General features: G+C 67.6%; 17 protein-coding genes and 1 tRNA gene. 9 read left to right on the forward strand and 9 right to left on the reverse strand.

The genetic code is table 11. The annotated features are described in order from the left end of the window. Positions 1 to 83 precede the first annotated feature (83 nt). Together ACQEV1_RS06045 and ACQEV1_RS06050 are read right to left on the reverse strand one after the other, a co-directional pair. The gene (locus ACQEV1_RS06045) at positions 84 to 770 is read right to left on the reverse strand and encodes a TetR/AcrR family transcriptional regulator (protein WP_285578191.1); all 687 of its coding nucleotides are present in this window, start codon (positions 768 to 770) and stop codon (positions 84 to 86) included. 124 nt (positions 771 to 894) lie between these two features. Next, the gene (locus tag ACQEV1_RS06050) at positions 895 to 1,809 is read right to left on the reverse strand and encodes an alpha/beta hydrolase (protein ID WP_433392158.1); all 915 of its coding nucleotides are present in this window, start codon (positions 1,807 to 1,809) and stop codon (positions 895 to 897) included. A 256-nt stretch (positions 1,810 to 2,065) separates the two neighbouring features. Here ACQEV1_RS06050 and ACQEV1_RS06055 point away from each other — a divergent pair, with 256 nt between their 5' ends. The 8 genes from ACQEV1_RS06055 to ACQEV1_RS06090 all read left to right on the forward strand — a co-directional run bounded on the left by ACQEV1_RS06055 (position 2,066) and on the right by ACQEV1_RS06090 (position 9,891). Continuing rightward, positions 2,066 to 2,677, forward strand: a complete 612-nt coding sequence (locus ACQEV1_RS06055; RefSeq protein ID WP_433392161.1) for a VOC family protein — start codon at positions 2,066 to 2,068, stop codon at positions 2,675 to 2,677. Continuing rightward, complete coding sequence (locus tag ACQEV1_RS06060; RefSeq protein WP_285631519.1) at positions 2,674 to 2,931, forward strand: hypothetical protein; 258 nt, start codon at positions 2,674 to 2,676, stop codon at positions 2,929 to 2,931. Before ACQEV1_RS06055 ends, ACQEV1_RS06060 begins: the two co-directional genes overlap by 4 nt. Further along, positions 2,928 to 4,190: a hypothetical protein gene (locus ACQEV1_RS06065; RefSeq protein ID WP_433392165.1), complete on the forward strand. Its 1,263-nt coding sequence runs from the start codon at positions 2,928 to 2,930 to the stop codon at positions 4,188 to 4,190. The genes ACQEV1_RS06060 and ACQEV1_RS06065 overlap by 4 nt, the downstream gene beginning before the upstream one ends. Next, entirely contained in the window at positions 4,187 to 4,768 is a 582-nt protein-coding gene (locus ACQEV1_RS06070; RefSeq protein ID WP_285631525.1) for a flavodoxin family protein, read from the forward strand. Before ACQEV1_RS06065 ends, ACQEV1_RS06070 begins: the two co-directional genes overlap by 4 nt. Before the next feature lie 14 nt (positions 4,769 to 4,782). Further along, positions 4,783 to 5,907 (forward strand): FAD-dependent monooxygenase, encoded by a 1,125-nt coding sequence (locus ACQEV1_RS06075; RefSeq protein ID WP_433392168.1) that lies wholly within the window; start codon positions 4,783 to 4,785, stop codon positions 5,905 to 5,907. Positions 5,908 to 5,939: 32 nt separating this feature from the next. Next, positions 5,940 to 7,610, forward strand: coding sequence for an AMP-binding protein (locus ACQEV1_RS06080; RefSeq protein WP_433392170.1), 1,671 nt, complete (start codon positions 5,940 to 5,942; stop codon positions 7,608 to 7,610). 152 nt (positions 7,611 to 7,762) lie between these two features. Then, complete coding sequence (locus ACQEV1_RS06085) at positions 7,763 to 8,944, forward strand: cytochrome P450 (RefSeq protein ID WP_285631534.1); 1,182 nt, start codon at positions 7,763 to 7,765, stop codon at positions 8,942 to 8,944. Further along, entirely contained in the window at positions 8,941 to 9,891 is a 951-nt protein-coding gene (locus tag ACQEV1_RS06090; RefSeq protein ID WP_433392174.1) for a PDR/VanB family oxidoreductase, read from the forward strand. Before ACQEV1_RS06085 ends, ACQEV1_RS06090 begins: the two co-directional genes overlap by 4 nt. Before the next feature lie 35 nt (positions 9,892 to 9,926). Here ACQEV1_RS06090 and ACQEV1_RS06095 read toward each other — a convergent pair whose 3' ends face one another. The 6 genes from ACQEV1_RS06095 to ACQEV1_RS06120 form a co-directional block, all read right to left on the reverse strand. Further along, on the reverse strand, positions 9,927 to 11,162 hold the full coding sequence (locus ACQEV1_RS06095) for an MFS transporter (protein WP_433392176.1): 1,236 nt from the start codon (positions 11,160 to 11,162) through the stop codon (positions 9,927 to 9,929). Positions 11,163 to 11,331: 169 nt separating this feature from the next. Further along, complete coding sequence (locus tag ACQEV1_RS06100; protein WP_433392179.1) at positions 11,332 to 12,507, reverse strand: cytochrome P450; 1,176 nt, start codon at positions 12,505 to 12,507, stop codon at positions 11,332 to 11,334. A 150-nt stretch (positions 12,508 to 12,657) separates the two neighbouring features. Continuing rightward, a complete protein-coding gene (locus ACQEV1_RS06105; RefSeq protein WP_285631546.1) occupies positions 12,658 to 13,821 on the reverse strand; it encodes an aminopeptidase in 1,164 nt (387 codons plus the stop codon). A 222-nt stretch (positions 13,822 to 14,043) separates the two neighbouring features. Further along, positions 14,044 to 14,172 carry a hypothetical protein gene (locus ACQEV1_RS06110; protein WP_285631549.1) on the reverse strand — a complete coding sequence of 43 codons (129 nt, stop codon included), beginning with the start codon at positions 14,170 to 14,172 and terminating at the stop codon, positions 14,044 to 14,046. Between the two features lie 274 nt (positions 14,173 to 14,446). Further along, positions 14,447 to 14,665, reverse strand: a complete 219-nt coding sequence (locus ACQEV1_RS06115) for a helix-turn-helix domain-containing protein (RefSeq protein WP_433392183.1) — start codon at positions 14,663 to 14,665, stop codon at positions 14,447 to 14,449. Between the two features lie 28 nt (positions 14,666 to 14,693). After that, on the reverse strand, positions 14,694 to 15,725 hold the full coding sequence (locus ACQEV1_RS06120; RefSeq protein ID WP_433392186.1) for a hypothetical protein: 1,032 nt from the start codon (positions 15,723 to 15,725) through the stop codon (positions 14,694 to 14,696). A 292-nt stretch (positions 15,726 to 16,017) separates the two neighbouring features. On the opposite strand from ACQEV1_RS06120, the gene ACQEV1_RS06125 reads away from it, so the two are divergent. After that, positions 16,018 to 17,085 (forward strand): alpha/beta hydrolase, encoded by a 1,068-nt coding sequence (locus tag ACQEV1_RS06125; RefSeq protein WP_433392189.1) that lies wholly within the window; start codon positions 16,018 to 16,020, stop codon positions 17,083 to 17,085. 111 nt (positions 17,086 to 17,196) lie between these two features. Here the strand turns inward: ACQEV1_RS06125 and ACQEV1_RS06130 are convergent. Continuing rightward, a tRNA-Leu gene (locus ACQEV1_RS06130) sits at positions 17,197 to 17,285 on the reverse strand. Between the last annotated feature and the right edge of the window lie 137 nt (positions 17,286 to 17,422).

Genomic DNA, 17,422 nt, shown 5'->3' on the forward strand with positions numbered 1-17,422 from the left:
TAACAAGATTTTGCAAGAGGCGGATGTGCGGTCGAGTGGCCGGCAGCCGGTCGCCGATCGGTCACGCGAGACCGATCGCCCTCTTACGCTTTGTCGGGGGGGAGGTCCCCTCGCTCACCCTCCGCGTTGAGAAGACGGGTCAGGTAGTCGAGGTCCTGCTGAAGTAGAGCGACCGCGCCGAGCGGAGTCGGTGCGTCCGGGGCGCGCCCGGCCTCTCGAGCCACCATTGCCACCGCGTTCTCCGCGATCTGTTCGGCCACCGGTTCGGCCGGGTGAGCCGGAGACGGATGGAACCACCACGCCACCCAGTTGCACATGCCGATGATCGACAGGGCGGTGATGCGTGCGTCGACGGGACGGAAGCGGCCGGCCGTGATCCCCTCCTCGATGACACTCGTGATCTCCCTGAGGACCGCCCGACGGCCCTGGAGGTGCTTCTTCGCGATTTCCGGAGGGAGCGCCTGGTCGCTGCGATCGAGCGTACGGAACTGCGCCGGCTGCTCGGCGCGGCGCAGGACCAGGGCGCGGACGAGCATGCGCAGCTTCTCCGTCGAGTCCAGATCGGTGCGTCGTCGGACTTCCCGCAGGGAGTTCGCCGCGCTCTCCGTCGTCGCCTCGACCATTGCCACGAGCAACTCTTCCTTGCTCTTGACATAGTTGTAGAGGTTGGGGCGGCTCAGCCCGACCGCGTCCGCGACATCCTGCAGGGTGGTCCCGTCGTAGCCGCGTTCAGCGAAGATGCGCATGGCCTGGTCGACGATCTCGCTCATGAGAAGCTTGCGTCGGGGCGCTGCGGCTCGACGGGACTCCGGGCGGCCACCGGACCGTCCCTGCGCCTTGGAGTCCTCCGCGGTCACTACCCACTCCTCGGCTGTAAGCCTGGCGCGCCAGTCGTCAGGTGCACCGTTCCTGCCCGGTCAGCCGGTCATCATATTCGTCGGCGGCGGTTGCCCGCGCTGCGCACTCCCACGCGAAGGCCAGCTGCCGGAGGTGGAGGGCGCGAGAGAGCCGATGGTGGTCGAGGTTGTGACCGGCGCCCGCCTGAAGGCCGGCCTCTACCCACGGGGCGGACGTGAAGTACCCGGCGAACGTCGCCACGCGACTCGAGTCGACGACCCACAGGCCGTCGTATTCGGCGAGCGTGTACTGCACGGGAACGACGACCTTGGAGGCGAGCTCTGCCAGGTTCTCAGGCCAGTCCCCGACGATTTCGAGCATCTCCTCAAGAGGGATGGGCTCCACCGAGGCCTTCGCCGCTTCCACGACCTCGACGTCGACGGTCCCCGCCGGGCCGTAGAGGAGCGCGCGTCGTTGTTCGGGCGGCAGCTCCACCGGTCCGTTCGTCGGGATGGAGCGCCAGGCGCTGATGATGTGCGCGGGAGACCGATCACCCACACCGTGTAGTGAGATGCCCAGCAGCGGCCAGTGCGGCCGACGTGCGGCGACATGCACTGCTATGGCCGAGCCGATGGAGTGGGAGAGCAGGACCACTCCCGGGCGCCCCTCGCCGTGGTCGGTCCACAGCGCGCCGATCGCGGCGTCCAGGACCTCGGCGCTGTCGGCGAAGGTCGCCCTCCCGCGGGGAAGCGAGTCGCTCCCGCCATAGCCGGGACGGTCGAGCGCGAACACGGGAAATCCCGTCGCCTCGCCGAGGTCGAGCAGGGAGTGACCGGGTACGTCGAAGTACCCGGAGCCGTACCCCCCGCCATGAAGGGCCACGATCAGCGGAGACCCCGCGGCGTCGCCGCCGGCCGCGAGGCCGGCGATTTTCCGGCCGTCAACGGAGAGATCGATCAGCGTCGTGGTCATGTGCCGCCGCCCCTTCGCGGTCGAACGCGCCCTGTCGCCCGTCCGAGCGAAACCCGCATCCGGCCCGCAGAGACCGAGCCGGTACCGTCTGACAGTTTCGTCACGATACTGACGCACTGGTCTTGTTGCGTCAACCAGGCCCGCTCCAGGCTGGGCCTGCGTGCTCTATCGATACTGCACCGTCAGAATATTGACGGTAGAGACAGTCTCGCTCTACGCTCGCCGTCACCGAGTTCGTCGCGAGAGGAGTACGCAGATGCCATCCCCGGGACAAGACCTGCTTGCGCATACGGTGCGGGGTGTCGACCACGCGGCGTTTCCGACCTTCGATCCGCGGGCCACCATCACCTTCTACCGGGACGTCCTTGGCTTCCCGGTCGTCCACGCGACATGCGCACTCGGGTGGGGCCCCGGGGACCACCCGGACTTCATCCACTTCTTCTTCGACATCGGCGGCGGCGACCGGCTGGCGTTCTTCTACTACTTCGGAGTCGAGCCCTACCGCGACACCGGGATCCCCGACCTGCTCCACCGCGCCCGGCACCTCGCGATCCACGTCGACACCGAGGAGGATCTGCTGGAGTACCGGCGCCGGCTGGACGCGAGCGACTGGCCGTGCGAGTTGCAGGTCCGGCACGAGACGGTCGAGTCGATCTACGTCACCGATCCCAACGGATACCTGATGGAGATCGCCCGTCCGCTGCGAGCGATCACCGCCGAGGACGACATCGACGCCAACCTGAGCGTCGACGCGCTCATGGAGGTGACAGCGGAGCCCGATCCCTCCCTGGAGAAGTTCTTCGCGCGGAAGGCGAAGCTGATCTCGGAGCGCTACGCGGGTGAGCCGGAGTCGGTGACGTTCGTATGACCACGCTGTTCGTCCTCAGCGTCGACGACTTCCGTCCGCTGGCCGAGGTCGCCGGTAAGGACCCGGACGTGACCGTCCGGCGGCGCGGCCCCTACCTCGAGGTCGTCGCACCCGGTTCGATCCGCATCGACCGCGATGCCGCGGGGTGTCGCAACGCCGTCTGGTACAGCGCGGTCGCCGCGGTCAAGGACGGCCGGGTGAGCCGCTGGGACAAGTCGGAACTGGTGGTCGAGCCCACAGGAGCCGAGGGATGAGCCCGCCGGCGGTGGACCGGCTCGGCGCGGGCCGGGACGTCCGAAGGGCGGAGGCGCCGCCCGGCGTCACGGTGAGCACGCACCGGCTCACGACCTTCGACGGCGCCGAGATCGAGGGAGTGCTGTACTCCCTCGACGGCGCGGCGACGGCGGTCGCCGTCATGCACCCGCGCCAATCGGTGACCCACCATCCGATGACCCCGCTGCTCCTGCGAAGCGGCGTCTCGGTCTGGACCCAGGGCTCCCGCTCGCCCAACAACGACCTCGCCCTGGTCCACGAGCAGGCGTTGCTGGACGCGGCCGCAGGCCATGTGTTCCTCCGGGACACCGGGTTCGACACGGTGCTGACCTTCGGCCACTCCGGCGGCGGAACGCTGTCGGCCTTCTACATCGAGCAGGCGTCCCTGGAACCGGGGCTGCGGCTGGACGTGACACCGGCCGGCCGGCCGATCCCGCTGGCGGGCGCGCAGATGCCCGTGCCGGACGGTGCGATCTTCCTAGCGCCGCATCCGGGCCAGGGACAGGTGCTGCTGCACTGCATCGACCCGTCCGTCATGGACGAGTCGGACCCGATGTCGGTGGATTCCGCGCTGGACATGTACTCGCCGGGGAACGGGTTCGCCGAGCCGCCGCAGCCGAGCCGCTACAGCGTCGACTTCCTCCGCGCGTACCGTAGGGCCCAGCGGGATCGGATCGCCCGGATCGACGCCCGCGCCGTCGAACTCGCCGCCGAGACCTCGAAGGCCCGGGCCCGGTTCGCCCGCACCGGGGATCCCGCCGACCGGCGGACCGGCCTCGCCCCGAGAGTCATCACCACCTACCGCACCGACGCCGACCCCTGCTACGTCGACCTGTCGATCGATCCGAACGACCGGCACTACGGCTCGTTGTTCGGCCGCCGCCCGGATCTGACCAACTACGGCCTGGTGGGTTTCGGCCGGCTGACCACTCCCGATGCGTGGTTGTCGACCTGGTCGGCGAACCACACCAACGCGGACTTCGTGCGGTGCGCGGCCGGAGTGCGGCTGCCGACCCTCTACCTGGAGTTCAGCGGCGACCAAGCCGCGCTCCCCACCGCCAGTGCCCGGATGTTCGAGGCGCTGGCCGGCGAAGACAAGATTCGCGGCGTCGTCCGGGGCCAGCACTTCGGCCAGCCCATCGCGGAGGGCGAACCCACCGGATACGCCGCCGCCGCCGTCCACATCGACCGCTGGCTGGACGGCCGATTCGCCACCGCACCACCACGGAGGACCAGGTGACGGAAACGCGCTCCATCGGAGTCGTCTACGACAGCGGATACGGCCATACCGCCGCGCAGGCCAGAGCGGTGGGGGAAGGCGCCGGTTCGGTCCCGGACATCGACGTCGCGCTGTACTTCGCCGAGGAGGTCGCCACCGATCCCCATCAGCTCGACCACTGCGATGCGCTGATCTTCGGCACCCCGACCTACATGGGCAGCGGTTCGGCGGTGTTCAAGGCGTTCATGGAGGCCAGTTCGAAGATCTGGCTGGCCCAGGGGTGGAAGGGCAAGCTCGCCGCGGGGTTCACCAACTCCAGCGGTCACTCCGGGGACAAGCTCAGCACCCTCACCCAGCTCTGGCTCTTCGCCATGCAGCACGGGATGGTCTGGGTCGGGCTCGGCCTGCTGGACGGCAACGGACGCAGTACGGGGTCCGACTCCGCGCTGAACCGGCTCGGCGCCTACGCCGGGGCCATGGCGCAGTCGAACTCGGACCAGGGTCTGGAAGGCATGCGGGACAGCGACCTGCGAACGGCGGCGGCACTGGGCGAGCGCGTCGCCCACCACGTCGTGTCGTGGCAGGGAGGTGGACAGTGACATCCGGAAAGCCCATGAGAATTCTGGTGGTCGGCGCCGGGCCTGCAGGACTCTTCTTCTCGATCATCGCCAAACGAGCGATCCCCACGGCCACGATCCACATCAGGGAGCGAAACCCGCACGGCGTGACGTACGGCTGGGGCGTGGCGTTCAGCGAGAGCGCGGCCGACGCGCTCCGGCCCGCCGCACCGGATGTGATCGACGCGCTCACCGCCGAGACCCGCCACGATCGGATGGTCGTCAGCCTGGACGGTGTCGGCGTGCCGGTCAAGGTCGGCCGCAGCCATCTCAACGCCCGCTGGTCGCTCCTGGCCATACTGGAGGAGTTCGCCCTCGAGGCCGGGGTGAGGATCGAGCACGACCGCGACGCGGCAGTGACCGAAAACGACATGGCGGCCTGGGATCTCGTGATCGGCGCCGACGGCGTCAACAGCCAGACCCGCGAGCGCTTCGCCGAGCACTTCCTGCCCAGCGTCGAGCTGGGCAGCAACTGGCTGGCCTGGTACGGCACTCCGAAACCGTACCCGCCGTCGATCATCCTCCAGAACAGCGAGTACGGAGTCCTCATGGTCCATGCCTCCCGGTTCTCGGCCGAGATGAGCAACTTCACCGTCGAAGTCGGCCAGGAGACGTTCGACCGGCTCGGGTTCGCCGGCATGACCGAGGACGAGTCGCGCGAGCGGTGCGAGCGGCTCTTCTCCGACTCGCTGGACGGCGCGCCGCTGCGGAGCGACCACTCGCCGTGGTTCCAGACCAAGTTCATCAGTTGCGCGCGATGGACCCACCGCAACCTCGTGCTGATCGGGGACGCCCTGCACACCGTCCACCCGTCGATCGGATCCGGCACCCGGTTCGCGATGCGTGACGCCGTCTACCTGACGCATGCGCTGGACAGCGCGAACTGGGACGTCGAGGTGGGGCTCAAGGAGTTCCAGCGGGTGCGCAAGCCCGTCGCCGACGCCTTCCAGACCGCCGCCAAGCGCAGCATCGCCTGGTACGAGGGGCTCCCGTCCCGCACCATCACCCATCCGACGAAGTTCGCGCTCGAGTACCTGATGCGCACAGGACGCGTCTCCTACCGGGACTTCCGGCGGGAGAACCGCGAGGTCATCCTCGGCTACGAGCGTGACCTGCGTTGACCACGCCCGGCAGCACAGGGGAGAGAGACGCGATGACGCTCGCACACGACACCACCGGCAAACTCGTCCTCTACCAGGCCGAGGAGGAGGCCCGCTACGTCCGCGACGGACTGTGGGAATCACCCACCATCGCCCAGCACCTGCACATCGCGGCCCAGACACACGGCGACCGGGATGCCCTGATCTGCGGTGACGTCCGGCTGACCTTCGCGGAGCTGGACCGCATCAGCGACCGACGCGCCGCAGGCCTTTATCGGCTCGGGCTGGAGCCCGGCGGCGCGGTTCTGCTGCAGGTGCACAACACCGCCAACACCGTGATCGCCTGGTACGCGCTGCTCAAAGCGGGCCTCGTGCCCGTATGCACGCTGCCGCTGCACCGCGGGCACGAGATCGGGGAGATCGCGCGCCAGACCCGTCCGGTCGCGCACCTCGTCGCCGCCCGCGACCCTCGCTTCGACCTCGTCGGATTCGCCTTCCAACAGGCCGAGGCGGCCGGTGTGGAGCGCACCGTCCTGGTCTCCGACGGCCCGGCCGACGACCCCCGAGCCGTCGAGCTGGACGGACTCGGCGACGACATCGACGACGCCGAGGCCCGCGGGATCGTCGAGGCAGTCCAGGCCGGACTCGGCATGCAGTCGCTCGCGGTGTTCCAGCTCTCCGGTGGCACCACTGGTGTGCCGAAGGTGATCCCCTGCCTCCAGGCTCCCTACTGGCACTACGGTGCGAGCCTCGCCCGCGCGATGGGATGGGGGCCTGGCGACCGCGTCGCGTTCATGATGCCGATCGTGCACAACGCGGGCATCATCATCGGCCTGCAGGGCCCGCACAGCGTGGGGGCGACTCTCGTGCTCGGAGTTCCCGACGCGTCAGCCGCGCTCGACCTCGTCGTCCGGAACGGAGCGACGGACGTCCTCCTAGGGCCGTTCGCCTTCGAGCTGGCCCTGGACCCGGGCTTGGCCGCCGCCACAACGCTGCGGCGGGTGCTGTTCAGCGGCAAGAAGGTGCCCAGCCGGTACATGGCGATCCTGGACGCGCGCGGGATCTGGGGCGGGCAGATCTTCGGGATGAGCGAGGGACTGTGCCTCACCACCCCGCTCGACTTCCCGCTCGACGCCCGCACGGCGAGCGTCGGGATACCGATCTCGCCCGCGGACGAGATCCGGCTGTACGAGCCCGGGACCGAGAAGGAGGTGGCGCCCGGCGAGGTGGGCGAACTCTGTGTCCGGGGCCCGTACACCTTGCACGGCTACTACGACGCGACCGAACACAACCGGCGAGCCTTCACCGCGGACGGCTTCTACCGCAGCGGTGACCTCATGGCGGAGCGGACGATCGCCGGCGTCCGCTGCTACACCGTCGAGGGCCGTATCAAGAATATGATCAGCCGCGGTGGCGAGAAGATCAACACCGAGGAGGTCGAGCTCCTCCTCGGCTCCCACGACGCGATCGCCGAGGCCGCCCTGGTGGCGATGCCCGACGCCCGGCTGGGCGAACGGGCCTGCGCCTTCGTCGTGACCCGGGACGGATCGGCGATCGATCTCGCCGAGGTCCGCGCCCACTTCGACCGCCTCCAGGTCGCGAAGTACAAGTGGCCGGAGCGGCTGGTCGTGCTCCCGGAGATGCCGCGGGTCAGCCAGGTCGGAAAGATCGACCGCCGCCGCCTGCGGGAGATCGCCGAGACGCTCCGAGCCGAGCCGAGATAGCACCCACCGGGCGCCGCATCCGACGACGCGCACGCCCGCCGTCGACCACCCGTACGCCTCGCCCACGACGGACGGGCCCCGCGCGCAGCGGACAGCCCGTCGAGCCGACCGCCACCACACTCGCCGCCGTCAGTGCAGAGGAAGGAGCCGTCATGACAACCGATCCCGCCTTCGATCACCTCGACGGAACCCTGCCCGCCCATGAGGTCCACCGTGCCCGCACCGAAATGCGGGAAGCGTGCCCGGTCGTGCACAGCGACCGGCATGGCGGATTCGACTACCTGACCCGCTACGACAACGTCCGCACGGCGCTGACGGACACCGGGTCGTTCTCCTCGGCCGACGGTGTGCACATCCCGCCCAGTGAGTTGCTGCCACCGATCCCCGCTCTGGAGTTCGACGAGCCCGAACACTCCGAGTGGCGCGCGGTTCTGAACGGCCCACTGGCCCCGCGCGCCGTACGGGCGTTCGAACCGGTCATCACCGAGGTCGTCGACCTTCTGATCGACGACTTCGCGACCGCCGGCAAGGCCGACCTGGTGGACCGCCTCACGGAGCCACTGCCCGCGATCGTCATCGGGCGAATGATCGGCCTCGACCAGACCGAGGCGGTACGCGCCCGCGGCGTCGCGGCGGCGCTGTTCGCCGCCACGGGTTCCGGGGAGTTCCCGGCACGGTTCGCGGAGTTCTCGGACCACACCCGGCGCTGGTTGGCCGATCGCCGTGAGAACCCTCGCGACGACATGCTCACCGAGATGGCGAGCGGCGTCGTCAACGGCAAGGAGATCGGCGAAGCGGGCGCCACCGGGCTGCTGCTCGCCTACATCCTCGGTGGCCACCACTCGACGGGCTCGGCCCTCGGCGGTCTCATCCGGCACGTGCTGACCGTGCCCGGCCTGCGAGACGACCTCATCGCCGACCGGCGCGGGCTGCCACGGGTGATCGAGGAGAGCCTGCGGCTGACCACACCACTGCAGCTGTTCGCACGCACGCTCCGGTGCCCGATCCAGGTCGACGGCCACGAACTCTCCGAGGGCGGCCGAGTACTCCTCGACCTCGCGGCCGCCAACCGGGATCCGCGGGAATTCACGGACCCGGAGGAATTCGATCCACGCCGGACCCGAAACCGGCACGTCAGCTTCGGAGCCGGACCCCACGTCTGCCAAGGTCAGCACCTCGCCCGAGCCGAACTCCGGATCACCCTCACCCGCCTTCTCGACCGGTTGCCCGACCTGCGCCTCGACGGGGAGCCGGTCGAAAGCGGACTGGTCGGCGGATCCCTGATGACCCACTTCGCTCTCCCCGTGGCCTTCACCCCGGAGAACGCCGCATGAACGGTCCCCGCGAGTTCCGGCTCGCCGTCGGCAGGCGAACGACCGTCGCGCTCGGCGTGGTCGAGTTCGAGCTGCGCCCGGTCGACGGCGACGAACTGCCGTCCTGGCGTCCGGGCGCTCACATCGACGTCGTGACCGGAGCCGGAATCGTCCGCCAGTACTCGCTGTGCGGTGACCCTGCCGATCGCACCGGCTACCGGATCGCCGTTCTGCGGCAGGCCGACAGCCGGGGCGGATCGGCATGGCTGCACGAGCGACTCCACGAGGGCGACGAGGTCCTCGTCAGCGGCCCGCGCAACCACTTCCCGTTGGAAACGGGGCCCGGCTACGTGTTCCTGGCGGGCGGGATCGGGCTCACGCCACTGCTGCCCATGATCCGCCGGGTGGCCGCGGACGGGGCGGACTGGACGCTGCACTACGGTGGCCGAACTCGAGCGTCCATGGCCTACGTCGACGACCTTCAGGCCATCGACGCGAGCCGCGTGCTCCTGTTCCCCTCCGACGAGTGCGGCCTGATCGATCTCGACTCCGCGCTCGACAACGTGGACCGGGAGGCGTACGTCTACTGTTGCGGTCCCGAATCGCTGATCCGCGCGGCCGAGACCGTGTGCGCACGTCGCGGCATGCGCCTGCGAACGGAACGTTTCTCGCCGAAGGACATCGACTCCTCGTCCACGGATTCACCGTTCACGGTGCGGATCGCCTCCACCGGCGCCGATCTGGCGGTGCCGGCGGACCGTTCCATCGTCGACGTGCTGATCGAGGCAGGCATCGACATCCTCACCTCGTGTGAGGAAGGCACCTGCGGCACCTGCGAGACGGCCGTCCTCGACGGTCGCCCGGACCACCGTGACTCAGTACTGACCGAGGAGGAGCAGGCGGCGGGGGACCGGATTCTGCCCTGCGTCTCGCGGTCCCGCACACCCCAGCTCGTACTCGACCTTTGACCGGCTCATCCGCCGACGGGCGCGATTTCGGGTGATCAGAGGTTCCGGTACGGCCTGCTGAAGAATCCGACCGAGAAGGACGCCGACACGCCCAGTCCGGCGACGATGATCACGACCTCCGGGTCGACCGTGCCCAGGACGGTCCCAGCGAGCAACGCGGAGGCAGGGTAGGCGAGACCGGCACAGGTGACCAGCAGGCTCATGACTCTGCCCAGCGCTCGGGCAGGCACTGCCTGCTGGAGCATCGTCATGTAGAAGACGTTCACCATGGCTTGCAAGGACGCGGCGGTGAACAGCGCCGCGGTCGCCACCACCAGCGAGGAGCCCACCGGGATACCCATCAGAGCGAGTCCCTCGGCGATGCCGAGGCAGAGCGCGATCAGCCCGCGACGGCGCAGGCGAAGGAGTGCCGGGCCCAGCAGTGCTCCGATGACCGAGCCGGCACCGAAGCCGGTCATCATGACCCCGAACCCGAGGGCTCCGCGGCCCAGCGGCTCCTGGGCGAAGCTCGGCAGCGCGACCTCGATCAAGCCGACAGCGGCGAGGTTGAACACGAGCGTGGTCAGCAGGTTCATCCTTACCAGGGGAGAGCTGGACGCATACCGCAGCACCGATCGCCAAGTCCGCAGCCGGTCGCTGTCTTGGACGCCGTCGTTGGCATGCTGCGCCGCCGTTTCATCGGCTGTTTCGACCGCCGGCCTGGACGGGCGGATCGCCATTAGGGTCAGGCTGGATACGAGGAAGGTAATCGCGTCGATCAGCAGACCCACACCGCTCTTGAGCGACCCGACGAGCGTTCCACCTAGCCCGGGCCCGGTGATCCTCGACGTGCTCCGCATGATCTGGATCAGGGAGTTGCCCGGAGCGAGCGACTCGGGACGTACGATCTGCGGCAATACGGAGAACGAGGCCGGCATGAAAATCCCGCCGAGGATGCCGAACGGGACCGCAACCGTGATCAGGGCCCAAAGAGGGATGCGACCATCGGCGGCGAGCACGACGAAACCGAGCACGACGAGGGCACGGAGCGCGTCCGCGGCGAGCATCACCGGCCGGGCGCCCAGGCGGTCGGCAAGCGCTCCGCCGACCGGGAAGAAGGCCAGCCTGGCCGCTCCGTAGCAGGCCAGCACCACGCCGAGGTTCGCGGGGCCGCCACCCTGGTTGAGTATGACGAACGGCAGTGTGACGAGATAGATGCCGTCGCCGACCTGGGAGAGCAGCTGGCCGATGAGGTACAGCGCGAAGCGTCGTTCCCGCAGCGGAGCCAGCAAGCGGACGGCAGGCTCTCCGGAGGTCACGGCCGTGTCCGCGACACGGCGTAGGCCCGTCATCACGCGCGCCTAGCCTTGGAGGCGGACGTCCAGGAGGTATCTGCGTCTTCGCCTGCGTCGGCGCGCGAGCGGCAGCGGCGCGAAATGTCCGGACAGTGGCGGCACCTTCTCACCAGGTGACGGGCAATGTGTGGATGCCGTAGAGGAGCGCGCCATCCTTGAAGGACAGTTCCTCGACGGGGGCGGCGAGCCGGAGGCCGGGAACCCGGGCGAACAGAGTGTTGAACACGATCTCGAGTTCGACACGGGCCAGGTTCTGGGCGATGCACCGGTGGATGCCGTGGCCGAAGGCCAGCTGATGCCGCGCGTCGCGGTCGAAGTCGAGTTTCTCTGGCTGGGGGAAGACACTGTCATCCCAGTTGGCCGCCGCGGTGGACACCACAACACCGTCGCCCTTCTTGATCACCATGTCGCCGACCTCGATGTCGGCCAGCGCCACTCGCTGCCCACTCGGGTCGGTGATGCTGGTGTGGCGCAGGATCTCCTCCACCGCGCCCGGGGTGCGGGTCGGGTCGGCCCGGATCTTGGCAAGCTGCTCGGGGTTCTCGAGCAACAGCACGGTGCCGAGTGAGATCACGTTGGCCGTGGTCTCGTGCCCGGCGCTCAGGAGCGACAGGCACAACGCGGCGATGTCCTCCTGTTGGAGGACGCGCTTCTCCTGGTTCTTGGCGATGAGCCGGCCGACCAGGTGGTCACCCGGCGCGGCACCCGGCTCCTCGGCCTCCTTCGCCTTCGTCGCCACGAAATCGCTGAGGTAGCCCCGAAGCTTGGCGCCCCACTCCCAGCGTTCGTTCGAGCTGCTGTGCCGGCTGGCCATCACCTTGCTGACCGAATGGAAGAGCTCGCGATCGTCGTAGGGGACGCCGAGGAATTCACAGATGACCTGCGAGGTGACCGGGCGACAGAAAGCTTCCACCAGGTCGGCCGGCCTGTCGCCGTTCAGCATGATCGTGATGTGATCGTCCACGATTTTCTGCACGCGGGGCCGCAGTTCCTGCGTGCGTTTGTGGGTGAACTCGGGGATCACCATCCGGCTCAGCACGGTGTGCTCCGGCGGGTCCAGGCTCGAGAGGGACGCGTTGACGTCTTCCCTCAATTTTCGGGATAGCGGGAGGTAGAAAGGAAAATTAGGGTATAGCCGGTTCGATGTGACATTCCGGTTGGCGAGGAATTGGCGGACGTGCTCATAGCGCGTGATCAACCAGGCGGTCCGCCCGCTGGGCAGAGTGATCTTTGTGAGCGGTGCCCCGGCGCGCAGTTCAGCGTACTGGTCCGGCGGACGCATCGGGCAGGACCGTGGCATGGGCAATGATCGCGGACGGGCGTCGTCCGTGGGCGGGTCGACCATTTCGGAACTCTCCCCTGCTACCGGGCGCACATGTTGCCGACCGATGCGTCGGCTACGTCGACATCAGATTCAATCTCAATGAACGTGCTAAATATGCAGGGTGTCACTGTCTCGCTCCCCGGAGGCTTCGGGAATCGTGCAGGACGGGTCCGAGAGCCCCTTCAGCTGGCGGTACCCCATGCCGCAACAGTCGCCCGTGATGTCCTCGTCGAGCGCGTCGACTGGATGAGGAAGGTCGGTGGGCTCGACATGTGACAGATCAATGGGGTCGACGTCATCGTCTATCCACATCAGACCACCGTAAGTGATCAGATCCAGATGTGCATAGGCCTTGTAGGGAACGCGGGACAAGCTTTGGTTGTGTTGTCCGAAACCTAGATGGAGACCGCAACGGCGCTCGTTGATATGAGAGTTCGCGGTGATGTACTCATCGATACCATGATTGGTGCCGAGCCCGAACTCGCCGACATTACGACCATTCGGGCTGTCCAAACAGAGCTGGAACATCTCTTGGAGCTTCGCGTTGTCACAGGTGAGATCACGAGCCTTTCCGGCCTCGATCTCGACTCGAACCGGGTTGTCGGCCAGCTTCGCGTTCAGGTCGCTGATGATATTGGCGTTGTACGCGCCGTCGGCGACCAGGACTCCTTCGACACTGACCGGGTAAGTGGCGATCTCCCCCGCGGGGAGGATGGTGAAGCCACCAGGGCGCCACACACCTCGGTTGCTGAGCCACTGGTACTTCTCGCTGTCGAGTTCAACGGTGATGTCGGTTCCGCTCGAGGTCGTCACACGTACCCGCCTGGCGCCGTTGACCCGGTGGAGCAACGTGGCATTGAGCCTCGACAACTCCATAGGACTGACATTGAGCGCCTTGGTGAAGAAATCAGTGGACGCGCTGATAATTCGCATAATCATGGTCTTGTCCAGCCCGTAGTGGCGCATCAAGGGCTGGAACACGTCGAAGTGCGACATCGTGTCCCGCTCCAGGGTGATGATGACCAACCGGCCCTGTAGCGCGGACTGGTCTGGCAGCACCTCGGCGAGCCGTCCGGCGAAGGTCTCATCCTTCAACGGAAGCATGGGAACGATGGCAGGGTTGTAACCGCGATGCTTGAGACCGAGCGCGACCCAGGCGGCGGGCTCGCGGCTGTCAGGCGTGTAAGTGATCACGAGTGTGTCCTCACCCGTGATCGCTACGAAGTCATCCAACAACGCGTCAACGCCCTCGAAGACACGCTCATCGACCATCTGCCCAGTCATTATCGCTCCCGAAATAGCGGATCCAAAGTGCCGATCTTCCGCCCAAGGAATAGTGATTCCTCCGGCGTCACGCCGGAGGAATCACCACTACTCGCGAGCAATCCGACCGGCGCCTTACCTTTCCCTTAGTGCTCCCGCGACACGCCCGAATGCGCGGCAGTTGACATTGCGTGAGCACTTACCTTGCGGGCGTCAGCGATGACTCGATGCTCACCGCTGGTCGAGGTACCACGCAATCATTCCGTTTTCGGTCAGCTGCTCGGGCGAGGGCTCGGACTCGGCCATGGCGGTGAGCAGGTCTTGCAGCTCCCCGGGATGAGGCAAAACGTTAGCTTCCAACTGAGCCTCCTTTCACACGACATCGATGATGTTTCGGACAAGACGCTCGTACCGTACCAAGGCGGCCGTCAATATCCAAGGCCCTCTGCGCCGCTTTCGAATGGTGCGGCGGGCCCTTCACCAGAGATGCTTCGAAAATATATTAATTGTCTTGACAGTCGATTATCTGCAAGGGGTGGTTTCGGTTGACCGGCACTTTATGATCAAGGCTTTTCCGGCGAATGGCGTTTGTCGAGGCCGAGTACGGGTAAAGATGCAGCGCCACGAAAGCCGGTCAAGGCCGGAGCCGCTCGCCGATCCCACCGCGGTGCGCGTCCTCCCGGACCTCCAGCGCGTACGGCGTCGGGATCATCGAGTGGCCGGTGCGCACCAGGCTGTCGTCGCCGGTCACGGCGCGCAGCCGACCGAGCGTACGGCTGATCGCGGGCGAGGACGGCCGCAGCCGCTCGGCGGCGCCCATCGCGCTGCCCTCCTCAAGCAGGGCGTCGAGCACCGTTTTACCCGGAATGGCCGGTCCGCTACTACGCCTGGGTGTTGGTCGCCCAGATCGCGTTGTGGCCGTCGTAGATCACCATGTTGGAGTCGGCCTGGAGGACCAGCGTGGCATTGGGGTGGCCGTAGGTCCCCGCGGCCCAGACCGCCGTTCGCTTTCCGGCGTAGATGACCAGGTTGCCGTCGGTCTGGAGTTCGCAGTAGACCCCGGCCCGGTGTGTCCCGGAGGACCAGATGATCCTGCCCCTCTTGTTGCGCAGCACGAGGTTCCCGCCGCGCTGCATGGTGAGGGCGATGACATTCGTCCGCCACGTGTCGCCCGGGTGGAGGTCCAGCGCGGAGTGGACCTCAAGGGCATAGGGCGCTCCGCCCGACTTCGGCAGCTCGCTCGACGGCACGCTGTTGGCGCTCACCCGACTGGCGGACGAGCCTTTCTTGGCCGAACGCTTGGGCTCGGCGAGCGTCTTGCCCTTGCTCTTGCCCTTGGGCTTGGCGCTGGACTTGGCCTTCGCGGATGCCGACGGTGACGCGGAAGAGGAGGTGGAAGGGGATGCGGTGGCCGACGGCGAGGCGGGGACGAACGCGCCCGGCGGCTGCTGACCGCCGTCCGGCGCGAGCATGTTGCCCGCGGCGTCGGTCCGTTGTTTCTCGTGATCGTGCGAGCCCCGCCCGACCAGCAGGATCGGGATCGCCAGCAGAATGGCCCCGCCGATCCCGGCGGCGGCCAGCATGGGCTTCTTAGGCCGGCCGGGAGGCATCCCGCCGTCTCCCGTATCGGGATCCACAGCCGTCGGCGAAACGGGCTCGGGCTCCTTCGCCTCCGCCGCGGCCGTGGATTGCGCCCCGGCGTCGCCGGTCTTCTCCTTCAGGCCGCCGGCCGTCTCGCCGGCGGAGGCGGAAGCAGCGGGAGCACCGCTCTTCGCCGCTGACGCGGAACCCGCCGTGACGAGTTCCGCGGCGGCGTGGATGTCCACATCCGGCAACTCGACCGGCCGGCGGACGCCGAGCTGATTCGTGCGTTCGCCCGATCCAGATCCCGAAGACGCGTCCGTGTTCTTCACGGTGCCCGTGTCAGTTTCTGAACTGCGGTGATGCTTCGGCTGACGCGGCATCGTGGTGGCTGCCTTTCTGTCCGTGGAAGGCGGCTGATCTCCGCCGGTACGCCCGGGACCGCACGACGTTGCGCGGCAACACTCAGACCGTATCGAGGCGGCTCGGCAGAACGTCACCCTTATTCGTTCATACGAGCGCGACGGCATTCGAGTTCACTGCCGGTTTCATCGGCGGGTTCGAGCCCCGGCGAACATGGGGACAGGCACATAACCAATTCCACTTCGTGCCGTTAACCGGGGTATGAAGCTCTCAGTCGGTGCGTCAGCAGCGGCGCTCATTGTCGGCCTCGCCGTGCCGGTGGCCGTTGGACCCGCACAGGCCGCCACGACCAGCGCCGCCTCCAGTACTCCGACTGGTGCGGGTGCCGCAGCCGCGATCACCGTGCGCGGCACGGCACACGACGGCCCGCGGGTGATCAAGTACACGGTCTCGACGCCGTCGCTGGCCATGTCGACCAAGACCCCCGTGAGCGTCGACGTCGTCCTGCCCGCGGGCTACAGCGAGCACCCCCACCGTCGCTATCCGGTGCTCTACGAGCTCCCAGGCACCAGCAACACCGCGAATGAAATAGTGAACAACACCCGCGTCGTGACGTTGACCCAGAAGCTGGGGCTCATCGTGGTGATCCCTGACGGCGGCTACAACGGCGACGGTGGCGGCTTCTACACCGACTGGGTCGACAAGTCGACGCGTCTGGGTGTGGAGAACTGGGAGACCTTCCACACCAGGGAGCTGGTGCCCTGGATCGACACCCACTTCCGTACCAAGCGCTCCCGCGCGGGTCGCGCCATCACCGGCGTCTCTCAAGGAGGCTTCGGGTCGATGTCGTACGCCGCACGCCACCCCGACCTGTACGGCGCGGCCGCCGCGTTCTCCGGAGCGGTCGACATCCACCACGGACCAGTGTGCGCGGCCGGGGCAGATGTTCTCATCTCGGCCATCATGACCGGCCTGAATCAGGTCGAACCCTTCGCTCCCTTCGGCAACCCCCTGACCGATGCGGCGAACTGGAAGGCACACGACCCGGGAAGCATCATCGGCAAGCTCGACGGTACGCGCGTCGACCTCTACACCAGCACCGGTGTGCCCGCAGCCGGCGACCTGAGCGGCGTCTCCGTACTCGGCACCGCGGCCATGGAGGCGCTTCTCCACCAGTCCAACCTGTGCTTCAAGCGAGCCGCCGACAACGCGGGAGTCGCCTACCACTGGCACGGCTACCTGATCGGCACCCACGACTGGCGGTACGCCGTCCGCTCCCTCGCCGACTACCTGGCCCGTGTCACGAGCTTCTTCCGAACCGGTCGCTGACGAGGTCGTCCATGCGGCGGCCCGGCCACGAGCCAGGGTCTGACGTACATGCCCCACGAACGCGTCGTCCGCGCCGAGACAAGTCTCAACGCGGACAGCGTGGGCGAACTGTGGTGTCCGAGGGGGGACTTGAACCCCCATGCCCCGTGAAGGGCACTAGCACCTCAAGCTAGCGCGTCTGCCTATTCCGCCACCCGGACGTGGTGAGCCTGCGGTCTCCCGCAGCGGCTGCCACACGATAGCAAATCCCCGGTGATGCCGCGAAGTCGCAGGCGGCCGTGCGGGGCGGCACGGCCCCTGGGGGAGGATGGGCCGAAGCCTGCAACAAGCCGCGGAA

The sequence above is a fragment of the Actinoallomurus sp. CA-142502 genome, assembly GCF_050936355.1.
In the GTDB taxonomy this organism is placed as follows: Bacteria; Actinomycetota; Actinomycetes; order Streptosporangiales; family Streptosporangiaceae; genus Actinoallomurus; species Actinoallomurus iriomotensis.

Bases quoted from the DNA above. Each gene is read 5' to 3' on its own strand.
- ACQEV1_RS06125 (WP_433392189.1), top strand. From the start codon at position 16,018: ATGAAGCTCTCAGTCGGTGCGTCAGCAGCGGCGCTCATTGTCGGCCTC.
- ACQEV1_RS06080 (WP_433392170.1), top strand. From the start codon at position 5,940: ATGACGCTCGCACACGACACCACCGGCAAACTCGTCCTCTACCAGGCC.
- ACQEV1_RS06090 (WP_433392174.1), top strand. From the start codon at position 8,941: ATGAACGGTCCCCGCGAGTTCCGGCTCGCCGTCGGCAGGCGAACGACC.
- ACQEV1_RS06045 (WP_285578191.1), bottom strand. From the start codon at position 770: ATGAGCGAGATCGTCGACCAGGCCATGCGCATCTTCGCTGAACGCGGC.
- ACQEV1_RS06060 (WP_285631519.1), top strand. From the start codon at position 2,674: ATGACCACGCTGTTCGTCCTCAGCGTCGACGACTTCCGTCCGCTGGCC.
- ACQEV1_RS06065 (WP_433392165.1), top strand. From the start codon at position 2,928: ATGAGCCCGCCGGCGGTGGACCGGCTCGGCGCGGGCCGGGACGTCCGA.
- ACQEV1_RS06055 (WP_433392161.1), top strand. From the start codon at position 2,066: ATGCCATCCCCGGGACAAGACCTGCTTGCGCATACGGTGCGGGGTGTC.
- ACQEV1_RS06050 (WP_433392158.1), bottom strand. From the start codon at position 1,809: ATGACCACGACGCTGATCGATCTCTCCGTTGACGGCCGGAAAATCGCC.
- ACQEV1_RS06075 (WP_433392168.1), top strand. From the start codon at position 4,783: ATGAGAATTCTGGTGGTCGGCGCCGGGCCTGCAGGACTCTTCTTCTCG.
- ACQEV1_RS06100 (WP_433392179.1), bottom strand. From the start codon at position 12,507: ATGCGTCCGCCGGACCAGTACGCTGAACTGCGCGCCGGGGCACCGCTC.
- ACQEV1_RS06105 (WP_285631546.1), bottom strand. From the start codon at position 13,821: ATGGTCGATGAGCGTGTCTTCGAGGGCGTTGACGCGTTGTTGGATGAC.
- ACQEV1_RS06085 (WP_285631534.1), top strand. From the start codon at position 7,763: ATGACAACCGATCCCGCCTTCGATCACCTCGACGGAACCCTGCCCGCC.